The sequence below is a fragment of the Paenibacillus sp. CB74 genome (assembly GCF_055687625.1).
Map to the genome: position 1 here is coordinate 6,114,476 of NZ_CM146009.1, position 15,389 is coordinate 6,129,864.

The 15,389-nt window shown below is 47.7% G+C and carries 11 protein-coding genes; 10 read left to right on the forward strand and 1 reads right to left on the reverse strand.

Annotated elements, in window-relative coordinates; genetic code table 11:
* Positions 1 to 627 precede the first annotated feature (627 nt).
* The 3 genes from secA (at position 628) to ACX9NY_RS26885 (ending at position 5,530) form a co-directional block, all read left to right on the forward strand.
* The gene (secA, locus tag ACX9NY_RS26875) at positions 628 to 3,132 is read left to right on the forward strand and encodes a preprotein translocase subunit SecA (RefSeq protein WP_339238115.1); all 2,505 of its coding nucleotides are present in this window, start codon (positions 628 to 630) and stop codon (positions 3,130 to 3,132) included.
* Between the two features lie 241 nt (positions 3,133 to 3,373).
* Positions 3,374 to 4,487 (forward strand): peptide chain release factor 2 gene (gene prfB, locus ACX9NY_RS26880; RefSeq protein ID WP_339238113.1). Its coding sequence is split into 2 segments (ribosomal slippage): positions 3,374 to 3,445 and positions 3,447 to 4,487, totalling 1,113 coding nucleotides; the frame shifts between segments, so codons are not numbered across the junction.
* 134 nt (positions 4,488 to 4,621) lie between these two features.
* Positions 4,622 to 5,530 (forward strand): YitT family protein, encoded by a 909-nt coding sequence (locus tag ACX9NY_RS26885; protein WP_339238111.1) that lies wholly within the window; start codon positions 4,622 to 4,624, stop codon positions 5,528 to 5,530.
* A gap of 250 nt (positions 5,531 to 5,780) precedes the next feature.
* Here ACX9NY_RS26885 and cls read toward each other — a convergent pair whose 3' ends face one another.
* Positions 5,781 to 7,229: a cardiolipin synthase gene (gene cls / locus ACX9NY_RS26890; protein ID WP_339238109.1), complete on the reverse strand. Its 1,449-nt coding sequence runs from the start codon at positions 7,227 to 7,229 to the stop codon at positions 5,781 to 5,783.
* Positions 7,230 to 7,559: 330 nt separating this feature from the next.
* Between cls and argC the strand changes: the two genes are divergently transcribed.
* The 7 genes from argC to ACX9NY_RS26925 all read left to right on the forward strand — a co-directional run bounded on the left by argC (position 7,560) and on the right by ACX9NY_RS26925 (position 15,354).
* Positions 7,560 to 8,609, forward strand: a complete 1,050-nt coding sequence (argC, locus tag ACX9NY_RS26895; RefSeq protein WP_339257637.1) for an N-acetyl-gamma-glutamyl-phosphate reductase — start codon at positions 7,560 to 7,562, stop codon at positions 8,607 to 8,609.
* A 135-nt stretch (positions 8,610 to 8,744) separates the two neighbouring features.
* Entirely contained in the window at positions 8,745 to 9,983 is a 1,239-nt protein-coding gene (gene argJ, locus ACX9NY_RS26900; protein WP_342571166.1) for a bifunctional glutamate N-acetyltransferase/amino-acid acetyltransferase ArgJ, read from the forward strand.
* 93 nt (positions 9,984 to 10,076) lie between these two features.
* Positions 10,077 to 10,259: a hypothetical protein gene (locus ACX9NY_RS26905; protein WP_307541820.1), complete on the forward strand. Its 183-nt coding sequence runs from the start codon at positions 10,077 to 10,079 to the stop codon at positions 10,257 to 10,259.
* A gap of 44 nt (positions 10,260 to 10,303) precedes the next feature.
* Positions 10,304 to 11,143: an acetylglutamate kinase gene (gene argB / locus ACX9NY_RS26910; protein WP_472476127.1), complete on the forward strand. Its 840-nt coding sequence runs from the start codon at positions 10,304 to 10,306 to the stop codon at positions 11,141 to 11,143.
* Between the two features lie 396 nt (positions 11,144 to 11,539).
* Positions 11,540 to 12,793 (forward strand): acetylornithine transaminase, encoded by a 1,254-nt coding sequence (locus tag ACX9NY_RS26915; protein WP_472476129.1) that lies wholly within the window; start codon positions 11,540 to 11,542, stop codon positions 12,791 to 12,793.
* A gap of 201 nt (positions 12,794 to 12,994) precedes the next feature.
* The gene (gene argF, locus ACX9NY_RS26920) at positions 12,995 to 13,960 is read left to right on the forward strand and encodes an ornithine carbamoyltransferase (RefSeq protein WP_472476131.1); all 966 of its coding nucleotides are present in this window, start codon (positions 12,995 to 12,997) and stop codon (positions 13,958 to 13,960) included.
* Between the two features lie 158 nt (positions 13,961 to 14,118).
* Complete coding sequence (locus ACX9NY_RS26925; protein ID WP_145324334.1) at positions 14,119 to 15,354, forward strand: argininosuccinate synthase; 1,236 nt, start codon at positions 14,119 to 14,121, stop codon at positions 15,352 to 15,354.
* Positions 15,355 to 15,389 lie beyond the last annotated feature (35 nt).

Sequence of the window (15,389 nt, forward strand, 5' to 3'; positions counted from 1 at the left end):
AAAATGGTGAAACTATTCCCTATGCTGCTGCGTCTAATAGATAGTATGAAGAATCAATAATCGGTACAATTTAACCACCAGATTCCGATGCTTACGAAAATATTCGTACACCTAATATCGAGAACTTAATTTTGAGATTATCATCCAAATTTACCATCAACATTCGTTGACAGGGCAGTCTGCCTTGTAAAATGAAACAAGACAATCGAACGCTTCCGCTAACGACTATGATTTTTTGCACTTAAACTCCATTTGATATGTCTCAGAAGTTCAAAGAAGTGTGCCGTGGCGTGTTGCGGCGACCCTTACAAACTGTTACAATTTATGCAAAGAGAATCATTGTCCTGATGAGGAATTGTCAACGAATGATCGCTAATCATAATCAATGACAGGCACAGCACCATGAACATGATTCGCAAGGCGCGGGCTTCGGCTAGTTTCTAATAACCGAATCCGTCTGAACACCGAATCAGCTTCATGAGGAACCCTTGGCAAGCCTGGAGTTGATTCATCCATATTACTTTTTATATTGTTTGTCACCCCCGGGCAAGTGGAGCAACATCCATCCGATGGTGTCGCGTGGCGGCAACAGGGGGTCTATTCTGTTTTGCACGAAAGGGGTATACCATGCTAGGACTTGTCAAAAAGATCTTCGGCGACATGAATGAACGTGATGTTAAACGTCTGATGAAGACGGTCGATGTGATCAATAAACTGGAACCACAATTTCAGGCGTTGTCTGATGAACAACTGAAAGGTAAAACGGAGGAATACCGTGCTCGTATTGAAAAGGGAGAAACAACAGATGAGCTTCTTCCAGAGGCATTTGCAACTGTACGTGAGGCTTCACGCCGTGTGCTGGGCAAACGTCACTACGATGTACAAATGCTGGGCGGGATTGCGTTGCATGAAGGCCGTATTTCCGAGATGAAAACGGGTGAAGGTAAAACGCTGGTAGGAACACTTCCGGTATATCTGAACGCGTTGATGTCCAAAGGTGTCCACGTGGTCACGGTCAATGATTATTTGGCCCAGCGGGATAGCCAGGAAATGGGACAAATCTACGAATTCATGGGCATGACGGTAGGGGTTAACCTGAGCGGTATGGACCATGCGTTGAAACAGCATGCATATGCATGTGATATTACGTACGGAACGAACAATGAGTTTGGTTTTGACTATCTGCGTGACAACATGGTGCTATACAAAGAGCAAATGGTACAACGTCCATTGTTCTTCTGTATCATTGATGAGGTGGACTCCATCCTGGTCGATGAGGCGCGTACGCCACTCATTATCTCTGGACAAGCTCAGAAATCGACAGATCTGTATTATGCAGCTGACCGTTTTGTGAAGCGTTTGGTACCAGAGGAAGACTTTACGGTAGACATCAAGGTGAAATCCGTAGCGTTGACTGAGGCGGGTGTGGCCAAAGCAGAGAAAGCATTTGGGATCGAGAACTTGTATGATCATGCCAACGTTACGCTCAACCATCACATCGTACAGGGCTTGAAAGCGAACGTAATCATGCGTCGTGACGTGGATTATGTGGTCAGTGACGAAGAAGTTATGATCGTCGATGAATTCACAGGTCGTCTGATGTCTGGACGTCGTTACAGTGATGGATTGCACCAGGCGATTGAAGCCAAAGAAGGCATTGAAGTACAAAATGAGAGTATGACGCTTGCTACGATTACCTTCCAGAACTATTTCCGGATGTACCGTAAACTTGCGGGTATGACGGGTACAGCGAAAACCGAGGAAGAAGAGTTTAAAAAAATCTACGGTCTCGAAGTGCTACAGATTCCAACCAACCGTCCGAACAAACGGGATGACATGGCAGATGTCGTGTACAAGAGCATCGATGGCAAGTTCAAGGCGGTTGTAGAAGAAATCGTGGAGCGCCACAGCAAGAATCAACCGGTTCTGGTAGGTACAGTATCCATCGAGAACTCTGAACGCTTGTCTGATATGCTTAAGCGCCGTGGTGTAAAACACCAGGTACTGAACGCCAAGTACCACGCGGAAGAAGCAGAGATTATCTCAGGTGCTGGCCAAGCGGGTGCAGTAACGATTGCTACCAACATGGCAGGACGGGGTACAGATATTATCTTGGGTGAAGGTGTAGCTGAAGTAGGCGGCCTTCATATCATCGGTACAGAGCGTCACGAGTCACGCCGGATTGATAATCAGCTGCGTGGTCGTGCAGGACGTCAAGGTGACCCGGGTTCAACACAATTCTACCTTTCACTGGGTGATGAATTGATGAGACGTTTTGGTGCAGACAATGTATTGAACATGATGGAGCGCCTTGGTTTTGAAGAAGACCAACCGATTGAGAGCCGGATGATTACCCGTGCAGTAGAATCGGCGCAGAAGCGTGTTGAAGGTAACAACTTTGACGTGCGTAAAGTCGTTCTTCAATACGATGACGTCATGAACCAACAACGTGAGATTATCTATAAACAGCGCCGCGAGGTACTGGAGTCCGAGAATATCAAACAGATCGTCATGGATATGATCAAACCTTCCATTGAACGTATCGTTGAAGCACATTGTAGTGACGATATTCCGGAAAACTGGGAGTTGCAGGAAGTTGCCGATTACATGAACAGCAAATTGCTGGATGATGGTTCGGTAACGAAAGATGATCTGTGGGGCAAGGAAGCAGAAGAGATCATCGAGTACCTGTTCACGAAAGTTCAGAACAAGTACAATGCACGTGAAGAGCGAATTGGCGAAGAGATGGTTCGTGAGTTCGAGAAAGTGGTTGTGCTGCGTGCAGTAGACAGCAAGTGGATGGATCATATTGATGCAATGGATCAATTGCGTCAAGGTATCCACCTTCGCGCCTATGGCGGTACAGATCCACTGCGTGAGTACCAGTTCGAAGGCTTCGAGATGTTCCATCAGATGATCGCTTCAATTCAAGAAGAAGTAGCGACTTATGTGATGAGAGCACAGATCGAGAGCAATCAGGAGCGTCAAGCGGTTGTTGAGGAAAGTCAGATCTCGACAAGCGGTGAACCTGCTGAGAAACGTCCAGTGAAGGTTTCCGACCAAATCGGACGTAACGATCCATGTCCATGCGGTAGTGGCAAGAAGTTCAAACACTGCCACGGTCAAGAGTAGTACAACGATTTTTATATACACGATGACATGAACGGCTCCTCGCAGCCGGGTATTCCATAGGATGAAGTGAAGGATGCAAAACCGATGAATGGTGCATAGTTATAATAATATGACCATGATCACGGAGGAGAGATATACTGATACAACAGTAGTCTCAACACCAGGGTGGTGCATCTGATACCTGATCTGAAGGAATGCCCTGGATGCGGGGAGCTTATCTTAATGAAAAGAGGAATTGCACATGATCGATCCAAATGTGAAGCACGACCTGCGTGAAATAGGCAAGAAACTAACAAACCTTAGGGGGTCTCTTTGACTTAGATCTGAAGCAAGAGATGATTGGCAACTTCGAAGTGAAGATGTCTGCCCCGGATTTTTGGGACGACAGTGACAAGGCGCAATCTGTAATCGCTGAGCTGAATGCGGTAAAGGGATCTGTAGATCAATACACCAAACTTCAGCAGGATTATGATGATGCAGTGATGATGATAGAGCTGGCGGATGAAGAAGGCGACGAAGATCTCGCTACCGAGATTGGTAACAGTATTACAGCGATCGTGAATAAGGTTGCAGAGTTCGAGCTTCAGCTTCTCCTGAACCAGCCATACGATAAGATGAATGCGATCCTGGAGCTTCACCCGGGTGCGGGTGGTACTGAGTCTCAGGATTGGGGCCAGATGCTTCTTCGCATGTACACACGCTGGTCTGAGAAGCGAGGTTTCAAGGTGGAGGTACTGGATTATCTGCCAGGTGATGAGGCTGGGATCAAGAGTGTTACGTTGTCAATCAAGGGACATAACGCTTACGGTTATCTAAAAGCCGAGAAGGGTGTACACCGACTGGTGCGGATCTCTCCTTTTGACTCATCGGGCCGTAGACATACGTCCTTCGTATCCTGTGATGTGGTACCGGAGATTGATGACACGATTGAAGTCGATATCCGTACAGAGGATCTCAAGATCGATACGTACCGGGCAAGTGGCGCGGGTGGACAGCATATCAATACCACCGACTCTGCCGTACGGATTACTCACCTTCCAACAGGTGTAGTTGTAACGTGTCAGAATGAACGTTCACAGATCAAGAACCGTGAGCGAGCGATGACGATGCTTCGTTCGAAATTGTATGAGCGTAAAATTGAAGAGCAAAAACAACAGCTGGATGAAATCCGAGGAGATCAGTCGGATATTTCATGGGGTAGCCAGATTCGCTCCTATGTGTTCCATCCCTATAGTATGGTAAAGGATCACCGTACAAGTGTAGAGACAGGAAACACAGGGGCAGTAATGGACGGCGACCTCGATGCATTCATCGATGGTTATTTGCGTAGCCAGATTAAAGTAGAAACCGATTAATAGAAGTTCCTGTATGGACCCATACGTCTAGGCGTATGCTGGTGTATACAGGAGCTTTTTTTTGAATCATTTTATAAGATATAGAGAACATGAACGAACAACTGATCAGTCACAACAAAGGAGAGCACGAGAACATGCAACAACGATCACAATTTCATAATAATCGCAAAAAGAGGTTAACCAGCCTCATCCCCCTAAACGGACCATGGAGAAACGTCGTGGATACGTTATCCATTATTGTAGGTTCGTTTTTAATTGCAGTAGCCTTTAATTTGTTTTTATTACCGAATCAGATCGCTTCAGGCGGGGTGTCTGGTTTATCGATCCTGGGCAAGGAATGGCTTAATTGGGAACCGGCATATACCCAGTGGGCGATTAACATTCCACTTCTGATTGCAGGATTTTTGCTCATTGGTAAGCAGTATGGAATTCGCTCAGTCCTCGGCAGTATTGTCCTGCCATTATTAGTCTATCTGACGAAGGATTGGGCCATTCCAACAACAAATCCGTTGCTTGGTTCACTGTATGGCGGTATTGGCGTTGGTCTGGGGATCGGCATTGTATACCGCGGTCGAGGATCAACAGGGGGCATGAGCATTCTGGCCAGAATCGTGCAGAAATATAGTGGGCTGAGTTACTCAATCTGTGTGGTGATTATGGATGCTACCGTTATTATTATGGCTGCATTTGTATTGTCATTAGAGCAATCTCTCTATGCACTGATTGGATTGTATGTTACGGGGAAAGTGATCGATGCCGTTGAGATGGGGCTGGGTTTCTCCAAGGTGGCTTATATTATCTCCAACCAGACTGAAGCGATTAGCAAAGTGATTTTGGATGATCTGGATCGCGGTTTGACGAAGCTTGAAGCTAAAGGTGGTTACACCGATGATCAGCGAACCGTACTGATGGTGGTGGTTGGGCAAAATGAGGTGCCGAGGCTCAAAACGTTGATCCGGTCCGTAGACCCGGGAGCTTTTGTCATTATTAGTAACGCGCACGAAGTGCTCGGCGAAGGTTTTAAACGGGGAGAGCATGTGTGAACGGGTATGAGAATTAGGTGAGCGAGCTGTGTAGGACTCATACGTTTGGGAATGAGATTTCAGAAAAAAGCAGGTACATCCTTCTCTGCAATGGCAGAGAGGGAGTACCTGCTTTTCTACTATTAAAAGTTCAACTTAACATTTCACATAACGGAGAGGACAGAAATGTCCTGAAGAAGTGGAACGTTCGCCTGAAAGCTTTCTAAAGAAAGCTACTTCAGAAGGATATCCTGTCATCGGACTGCCACCACTACAGAATCGGAGATAACAGACGGGAAATCGCTTCTTTGAAGCGGATAATCAGACTGCGTTTTTGGTACTCCTCGAGTGTCATCTCGCGCGATACATGCAGGTCGTGCTCAAAGGTTTGTACAAGTGCTGTCGCAATCGTTTCATCGTACATAAAGGCATTCACCTCAAAGTTCAACCGGAAACTGCGGTAGTCAATATTGGCGGTTCCCACGGATGCAACCAAACTGTCAATGATAAGTGTTTTGGCATGAATGAAGCCATTGTCATATATAAATACCTTGGCGCCAACCTTTAACAACTCGCCAATATAAGATAACGTTGCCCAATAGACGAAAGCATGGTCTGGTTTATTCGGGATCATAATGCGAACATCGATACCGGACAGACACGCGAGACGAATGGCTTCGAATACGCTGGCATCCGGGATAAAATAAGGCGTTTGGATCAGAATCGAATGTTTGGCACCATTAATCATCTTGAGATAACTGTTCTTGATATGCTCAGTCTCTGCATCCGGTCCACTGGAGACAATCTGCATGGCCGTATTGCCCGTACCCTCAATATGAGGGAAATGTGCCGGAACATATGGTGTGTCGTGTTGTTTGGACGCTTCATTCCAATCCAGGAGGAAACGGGTCTGCAATGCATGAACGGCATTCCCCTGAATACGCAGATGTGTGTCACGCCAGTAACCGAATTTTGAGTTCAAGCCAAGATACTCATCTCCAACATTAAATCCGCCCGTGTACCCCAGGTTACCATCAATGATGACAATCTTACGGTGATTACGATAGTTCATACGCAAGTTGATCAGACTGAATTTGGATGGGAAAAAGACTTCAACCAATCCGCCTGCTTCGCGCAATTCTTTGAAAAAGCGTTTGGATACCCGCCGCGAGCCGAGCGCATCATACAGCAAACGAACTTTGATGCCTTCCCGCGCTTTGCGGATGAGTGCATCCCGAATTCTTTTGCCCAGTCGGTCGCCTCTATAAATGTAGTATTGCACGTGCACGTGATCCTTGGCCGCTTCGATGTCATCCAAGAGCCGCTGGAATTTGTCAGTTCCGTCCGTAATGATCTCAACCGCATTATCCTCGGTCAGCAGGGCACCGTTCTGCTTCAGGTTCATATAGATCATGTCTTGGCTACTCTCGGTTGCCTGGTTGCGGAAAGGGGTACGGTTATCATGCAACTGTGCGAGCTGAGCTTCAATACGTTCCTCCAGCCCGAGTTTTTTGCGTTCCTTCCATTGGAAAAGCCGGTATCGGGTCAGATTCTGACCGGTTAAAAGATAAAGTACAAACCCAAACACCGGAATAAAGTTCAAGACAAGCAGCCAAGCCCAGGAAGCACTAGCATCCTTCCGTTCGAAGAAAACAACGGCTGCCGCAAAAATAATATTCAGGCCCAGGAGTACAATAAGTAAAATGGATTCGATATGCACTATAGTCCCCCACGTCTCATAATGACCATCATGAATCTATTCATATGTCCTTGATTAGCAGGTTAGTTATGAATAAGACCCTGATTGTAATGTTTCCTACTAATACGTATTTTAACAGAAGTATACCTGTTCGTCCCGGATGTTAAAAAAGATATGTTCGGATTGGGTGGAAATCCATGTGAAATTGATGATAGAGTGTTGTATTTATATAACCAGAGTCGTATAATAATACACAAATATGCATATAAGCGACGGAATTGCTGTGTTCGAGCCTGATTCATGCAAGAACATAGCACAAGTAGCGCATACATCGAGATTGGGGGAGCGAGAGTGAATAACAAATTAAAAGTAGCAATCGTCGGTTCCACCGGCTACGGCGGGGTGGAGCTGATTCGTTTTTTCCAGAACCATCCGCAGGTTGAAATCACATCGGTGATCTCATCATCGAGCAGTGGTGAATCCATCGCAGATGGGTTTCCGCATTTGACGGACGTGATTCACAGGCCACTTGACGGCGTAGATCCGGCTGAGATTGCGAGTCGTGCGGATCTGGTATTCACAGCGACCCCGTCCGGCGTAAGTGCGAAGCTCGTACCAAGTTTGCTGGCAGCAGGGCTTAAGGTCATTGATCTGTCTGGCGATTTCAGACTCAAGGATGGAACGGTGTATGAAGAGTGGTACAAACATCCGGCGCCTTCATCTGATTTGCTGGAACAAGCGGTGTACGGCATGGCTGAGGTGTACGGTGATAAGGTGAAGGGACAGAATTTCATATCTAACCCAGGCTGTTATCCAACGGCTACACTTCTTGGACTGATTCCTGCAGTAGAGGCAGGCTGGATTGATCCTTCTACTATTATTATAGATGCCAAATCAGGTGTATCCGGAGCAGGACGCGGAACAAGTCTGACGAACCATTATGCAGAGATGAATGAGAATTTCAAAGCCTATAAACTGAACAAACACCAACATATTCCCGAGATCGAGCAAGTGCTTGGCAACATAACGGGAACGCCCGTTACGGTTACCTTCACCACACATCTGGTGCCAATGACACGTGGAATCATGAGTACGATGTATGCAAAACTCATTGGGGAACACAGCGACCGGGAGATCGTGGATTTATATCGCAAATATTATGAGAACAGACCTTTCGTACGTGTACGTGAACCGGGCATCTGGCCTTCTACCAAAGAAGTGTACGGATCCAACTATTGTGATATCGGATTTGCGGTAGATCCTCGCACAGGGCGTTTGACGATTATTTCGGTCATCGACAACCTGGTGAAGGGTGCATCCGGGCAAGCGATTCAAAATATGAACCTGATGATGGGATGGGAGGAGAACCTCGGGCTGAACATGACACCTGTATATCCATAAGGATTGGAATTCAGAAGGCACTGGAATATTCAAAGTTAAAGTAAGAGTGCATTCTTGGAGTGAACTTAGGGAGATCGGATCAGGTTAAGCAGGCGGATCATCGGCATATAGCTGAACGCATACGGGGGATATGATATGGGAACGAATGTGGAGCAACAGAGTTTTACCGTGATTGAGAACGGAACAATTGTAACCCCTGGGGGATTCACTGCTGGTGGACTTCACTGCGGATTGAAAAAAACTTCTCGTAATGACATCGGAGCGATCCGATGTGATGTACCGGCTACAGCTGCTGCTGTGTATACAACGAACGTGTTTCAGGCCGCGCCACTCAAAGTAACGCGCGAAAGCCTAAACAATGGACGTCTTCAGGCTGTTATCGTTAACAGCGGTAACGCTAATGCATGCACAGGGCAACAAGGGGAAGAAGATGCATATGCGATGCGCTCGGCTGCTGCGCGTGAGTTGGGTGTGGCAGAAGAGGACGTGGCGGTGGCTTCCACAGGTGTCATTGGGGAATTGCTCAAAATGGATGCCGTGCATTCAGGCATTACCGGCCTTCCGGCGCATATGGGCAAGGAGCCGAATGAGGCGGAACAATTTTCACAAGCGATTCTGACAACGGATTTGGTGAAAAAGGAAGCCTGCGTCTCCGTTCTGGTTAACGGCAAGACGGTTACGATTGCGGGAGCCGCCAAAGGCTCGGGAATGATTCATCCGAATATGGCGACGATGCTCGCTTTTATGACCTCTGACGCGGTAATTGGTGCAGAAGCATTGCAGCGCTTGCTGCGCCAGGCAACCAATCACACATTCAACATGATTACTGTAGATGGGGATACAAGTACAAACGACATGCTGGTAGCCATGTCCAGTGGATATGCAGGCAATGAAGAGCTGACAACAGAGCATCCGGATTGGGACGCTTTTGCAGCCGGCTTCACCTATGTATGCCAAGTGCTGGCCAAAGCCATTGCTCGCGATGGTGAAGGAGCAACCAAACTGGTTGAGGTAGAAGTTACGGGTGCGGTAAGTGATGAATCTGCGCAAGCGATTGCCAAAACGGTTATCGGGTCCAGTCTGGTGAAATCCGCCATGTTCGGCGCTGACGCCAACTGGGGACGGATTATTGCAGCCGTAGGACGTGCAGGGCAACCAGTGAACCCGGATACGGTAAATATTCGGTTGGGAGAGATCTCGGTACTCGAACAGTCCCGTCCAGTCGTTTTCGACGAAGAAGCGGCATTGGCCTATTTGCAGACCGATACAGTGCGCATTGTGGTGGATCTGCACCACGGCGAAGGAACGGCAACAGCCTGGGGCTGTGACCTGACGTATGACTACGTCCGAATTAACGCAGCATACCGCACGTAATACGTCTTAGCATTTATTCTATTGAAGCTAACAGCTTCCCTATGAGAAGCTGTTTCGTAAATATATAGAAAATCTTTAAGGATTGAACTTTATTTGGTCTTTGAGATAACTGGCGAAGGCAGTGGAGAAGACGGAATCGATTCTGTAGAAGCGAAGCGTTCGCCTTTGTCTCCGGGTTTCCCCTTTATAAAGGGAATCAAAAAACCTGGAGACAACAGCGATCAAAAGAACGATCCGGATTCGGAACGGTCAGCCAACGAATATCGCATCAATTAAGTGTTAAGCCTTTAAGAATATTTGAACGAAAGGAGCTTGCCCTCATGAATTCAACAATGCCAAACAACAGTACCGCAACGGAAGCGAGCACAGAGAAACAGATGTTTGTCATGAAATGTGGAGGCAGCACACTGGCGGCATTGCCAGAGTCCTTCTTCGCGGATCTGCGTGATTTGCAGTCTCAGGGCACACAGCCGGTAATCGTGCATGGTGGAGGCCCTGCGATTTCGGATAACCTGGCGAAGCTTGGTATCGAAACCGAATTCGTTAATGGCCTGCGCAAAACAACTGAACCTGTGCTGGATGTAGTGGAGATGGTGCTTGCGGGCAGTATCAACAAACAGATCGTGCGCCTGATCCAACGTGTGGGCGGTCGTGCACTAGGTTTATCCGGCGTGGACGGTGGTTTGATCCAGGCTAAACCTGTTACAAATCACGCAGAGATCGGCTGGGTAGGCGATGTCACGGGTGTGAACGCAGAAATTATCCAAGGCATTGTGAACATGGGTTACATGCCGGTTATCGCGCCAGTTGGTGTGAATGCCACCGGACAACGCTACAACATCAATGCAGATACAGCTGCGGGTGCTGTGGCGTCTCATCTTGGCGTAAGCCGGATGATTGTCGTAACCGACGTTCCTGGCATCATGAAGAACGTAGGCGGCGAGAAAAAAGTACTGCCATCCGTCTCTGTACAGGAGATCGAGGATATGATCCAAACCGGAGAAATCTATGGTGGCATGATTCCCAAAGTGCGTGCAGCAATCGCATGTATTCATGGTCAAGTACGTGAGGTCATCATCGTAGACGGAAGCGAACCCCAGATCCTAAGCCGAGTGCTCGGCGGAGAAATTATCGGAACAAAAATTATCCGTATGCAATAATTATTCTCAGTGCGCTAGGGTCTTCATGGTCTTATATTAAATAAAAAATATGTGCACGGCATTTTTGTGAATTTTGGCATAGCACGATAACGAAGAGCGCAGAACCAATCGGAAGAAGCAGAAACGCGAGAACGTAGAGGACAGAAATAACCTGAAGAAGCGAAGCGTGCGCCTAAAAGCTTTCTGAAAGAAAGCTACTTCGGAAGCATACACTATCTCCGGATTTCAACCTTTAAACAATTAATCAAGAAATCCGGGGATAACAGCGATCGGAAGGTTGTTCTGTCATCGAAGTGGAGTATGCGTACGTTCAAAAGATGGTACTGTACTCGGAGTGATCTAGTGCTATATTTTATTCACTTTAGGTGTGCACCAACCAATAGGAGTGATATGGTGATGGCAAAAGGCAACGAACAGCCAGGTTCTGGCACAGCGGTAGCGGGCGCAGCAGCAACAGGTGCAGCGGCACAGACGGAAAGCTCGCTTTTTCAAACATATGCGCGTTATCCAATCAGTCTGGTCAAAGGTAAAGGAAGTTGGTTGTGGGATGACCAAGGCAACCGTTATCTAGATTTCATGTGCGGACTCGCTGTAACCAGCCTGGGCCATGCACCAGAGAAAGTCGGTGCCAAGCTGAAAGCTCAGATTGATGAGCTGTGGCATGTGTCCAACCTGTTCCAGATTCCGGGCCAGGAGAAAGCAGCAGCACTGCTGACAGCCAATACATGTGCTGATGCCGTGTTCTTCTGTAACAGTGGTGCCGAAGCGAACGAAGCGGCAATCAAAGTAGCACGTCGTTATCACCAGAAAGTGAAAGGAACAGATCGCTATGAAGTGATCACCTTTGCCCAGTCCTTCCACGGACGGACACTTGCAACATTGACGGCAACTGGACAGGATAAGGTGAAAGAAGGATTTTTGCCATTGCCAGCCGGATTTGTAACTGTACCTTTGCATGATATTCCTGCACTTGAAGCGGCAATTGGACCTAAGACGGCAGCAATTATGCTGGAGATGGTTCAGGCCGAGGGTGGTGTATATCCAGTTGACCCGGAATTCGTCAAGCATGTACGGAAACTGTGTGACGAGCATGGATTGTTACTCATTGTGGATGAAGTGCAGACTGGAATGGGACGTACTGGTAAATTGTTTGCGCACGAACATTATGGCATTGAGCCAGACGTGTTCACCGTTGCCAAAGGTATCGGCAGTGGTTTCCCTGTAGGCGCGATGCTGGGTAAAGGCTTCCTGCGGGATGCGTTCACGCCAGGTAGTCATGCGACCACCTTTGGTGGAACACCACTTGCTTCATCCGTTGTGATTGCAACCATCGAAACGATGTTGGAAGATCGTTTGCCAGAGCGTGCAGCGGAGATGGGTGAATACCTGATGAGCTCCCTGCGGAATCGTTTGGCAGGCAATTCCTTTGTGAAGGAAGTACGTGGCATGGGATTGCTCGTAGGTATTGAATGTGCTGAGCCGGTAGGTGATATTGTACTTGCTGGGCAAAAACGCGGTATTTTGTTTGTCTCTGCAGGACCGAATGTGATTCGTTTGCTTCCAAACCTGTATGTGAGCAAAGAAGAGATCGACGAGGCCGTATCGCTGGTAGGCACATTGATCGAAGAGTACGTAGCGGCGAAAGCCTAATATAAAAATGAGAACCTTTCTGTCTCGGGGCCATTACCGGCCTCGAAGCAGAATGAGATGATGAATCCCTGTAGCCGCGTGGTGAACTTGCGGAAGGCGGCAATGATTACACAACTTTAGAGCACTCAGACAACTTGTCAACGTTGCTCTCTCTTCTGCCCATGCGGGTGCAGGGAACCGGAAATAAGGAGGACATTATAGATGACAGCACAACAGACGGAAAAGATTCAGAAGATTGATCTGAGAGGCCGGGATTTTATCGAATTCACGGACTACACAGCAGAGGAGATTCGTTATCTGCTTGATCTCGCGATCGAGATTAAAGGCAAGCAAAAAAGCGGTGTACCGTTTCAACCGTTGAAAGGCAAAACGATCGGACTTATTTTTGAAAAATCATCTACACGTACGCGTGTATCCTTTGAAGTAGGCATGTTCCAATTGGGTGGACACGCGCTCTTCCTGAGCAAAAATGATATCCAGCTGGGTCGCGGGGAAACCACACATGATACAGCCAAAGTTTTGTCCCGTTACTTGGACGGCATCATGATCCGTACCTTTGGACACCATAATGTAACTGAACTGGCAGAGCATGCTGATGTTCCAGTCATTAACGGCCTGAGCGATGCAGCGCATCCTTGTCAGGTACTGGCCGACTTCCAAACGGTGCTGGAGCACAAAGGCAAGCTCGCAGGTCTGAAAATGGCTTACATCGGAGATGGCAACAACATGGCACACTCCCTGATGCTCGGAGCAGCGAAGATGGGGATGCACGTCGCTGTAGCAACACCAGAAGGTTATGAGCCGGATAGCGCAGTAGTGGATCAGGCGCGTATTATCGCACAGGAGAGCGGTTCTGAAGTGACTGTAACGTACAGTGCACAAGAAGCTGCGAAAGATGCAGATATCGTGTATACGGATGTATGGGCAAGCATGGGCTTTGAAGAAGAGCAGAAGATTCGTGAGAAGGCGTTTGCGGCATACCAAGTGGACGAGGAACTGATGAAAGGTGCGAAGCCGGACTACATGTTCTTGCACTGTCTGCCAGCACACCGCGGTGAAGAAGTGAGTGCCGGTGTAATTGACGGACCAAACTCTCTGATCTTTGATCAGGCGGAGAATCGCTTGCATGCACAGAAAGCATTAATGGCTGCGTTAATGAGCGAATAGATGCTGTTTGCCTTTATGGGTTGATTTTAGGCGCAGATTTCGCGATGATAGATTCATCTATAATGTACTTTAAAAAGTTAATTAAACAAGAAGCTCGTAGGATTCAGTGTATGAAGGCTCTTTTTTAACTTAACTGATCTTGGGGAGGACCATCGAACATGGCTAAGGAAAAAATTGTACTCGCGTATTCAGGCGGGTTGGACACATCTGTAATTTTGAAATGGTTGAAAGAAACATATGATGCTGAGATTATCGCCTTCACAGCGGATATCGGACAAAAGGACGAACTGGATGGCTTGGAGGAAAAAGCACTCGCTACTGGCGCTTCCAAAGTATACATCGACGATCTGCGCGATGAATTCGCCAAAGATTTCATCTATCCAATGTTCCAGGCAGGTGCCCTTTATGAAGGACAATACCTGCTTGGCACAAGTATCGCTCGTCCACTGATCGCTAAACGCATGGTGGATATTGCTCGTGCAGAAGGCGCTACAGCCATCGCTCACGGCGCTACGGGTAAAGGGAATGACCAAGTTCGCTTTGAGTTGAACGCGGCTGCGCTGACACCAGACATTAACGTCATTGCACCTTGGCGTCTGGAAGAATTCCGCAACCAATTCCCGGGACGTGCCGAGATGATTGCTTACGCTGAGAAACATGGTATTCCGGTAACCGCATCTGCGGCTAAACCATACTCCACAGACCGCAACCTGCTTCATATCAGCTATGAGAGCGGTGTGCTCGAAGATCCTTGGTTCGATCCAAGTGCGGACGAGAACAAAGACATGTTCCTGCTGAGCAGTGCGCCTGAAGATGCACCGGATCAAGCGGAATATGTCGAGCTTGAATTCGAAAAAGGCGACTGTGTTGCACTGAACGGTGAGCGTTTGAGCCCATTGCAAGTGATGGAGCAACTGAACGAGCTGGGTGGCAAACATGGTATTGGCCGTGTAGATATGGTTGAGAACCGTTTTGTTGGTATGAAGAGCCGTGGCGTATATGAAACACCGGGTGGAACAATCTTGTTCACAGCACATCGCAAAATGGAATCCATCACGATGGACCGTGAAGTGATGAACCTGCGTGATAGCCTGATCACACGTTACAGTACATTGGTGTACAACGGTTTCTGGTTCGCACCGGAACGTCTTGCATTGCAAGCGCTGGTAACTGAGAGCCAGAAGAACGTAACAGGTACGGTACGTGTGAAACTGTACAAAGGCAACATCATCGGCGCAGGTGTGAAAAGTCCTGTCAGCCTCTACAACCCGGACATCGCAACGATGGAAGCTGATCCAACGCAAGCTTACGATCAAGGGGATGCAACAGGCTTTATTCGCCTGAATGCACTGCGTTTGAAAGTAAACTCCGGCGTTGAGCAAAACAAAAACTAAGTTCAACCTGCATACTAGAGCTACATTAATATAAT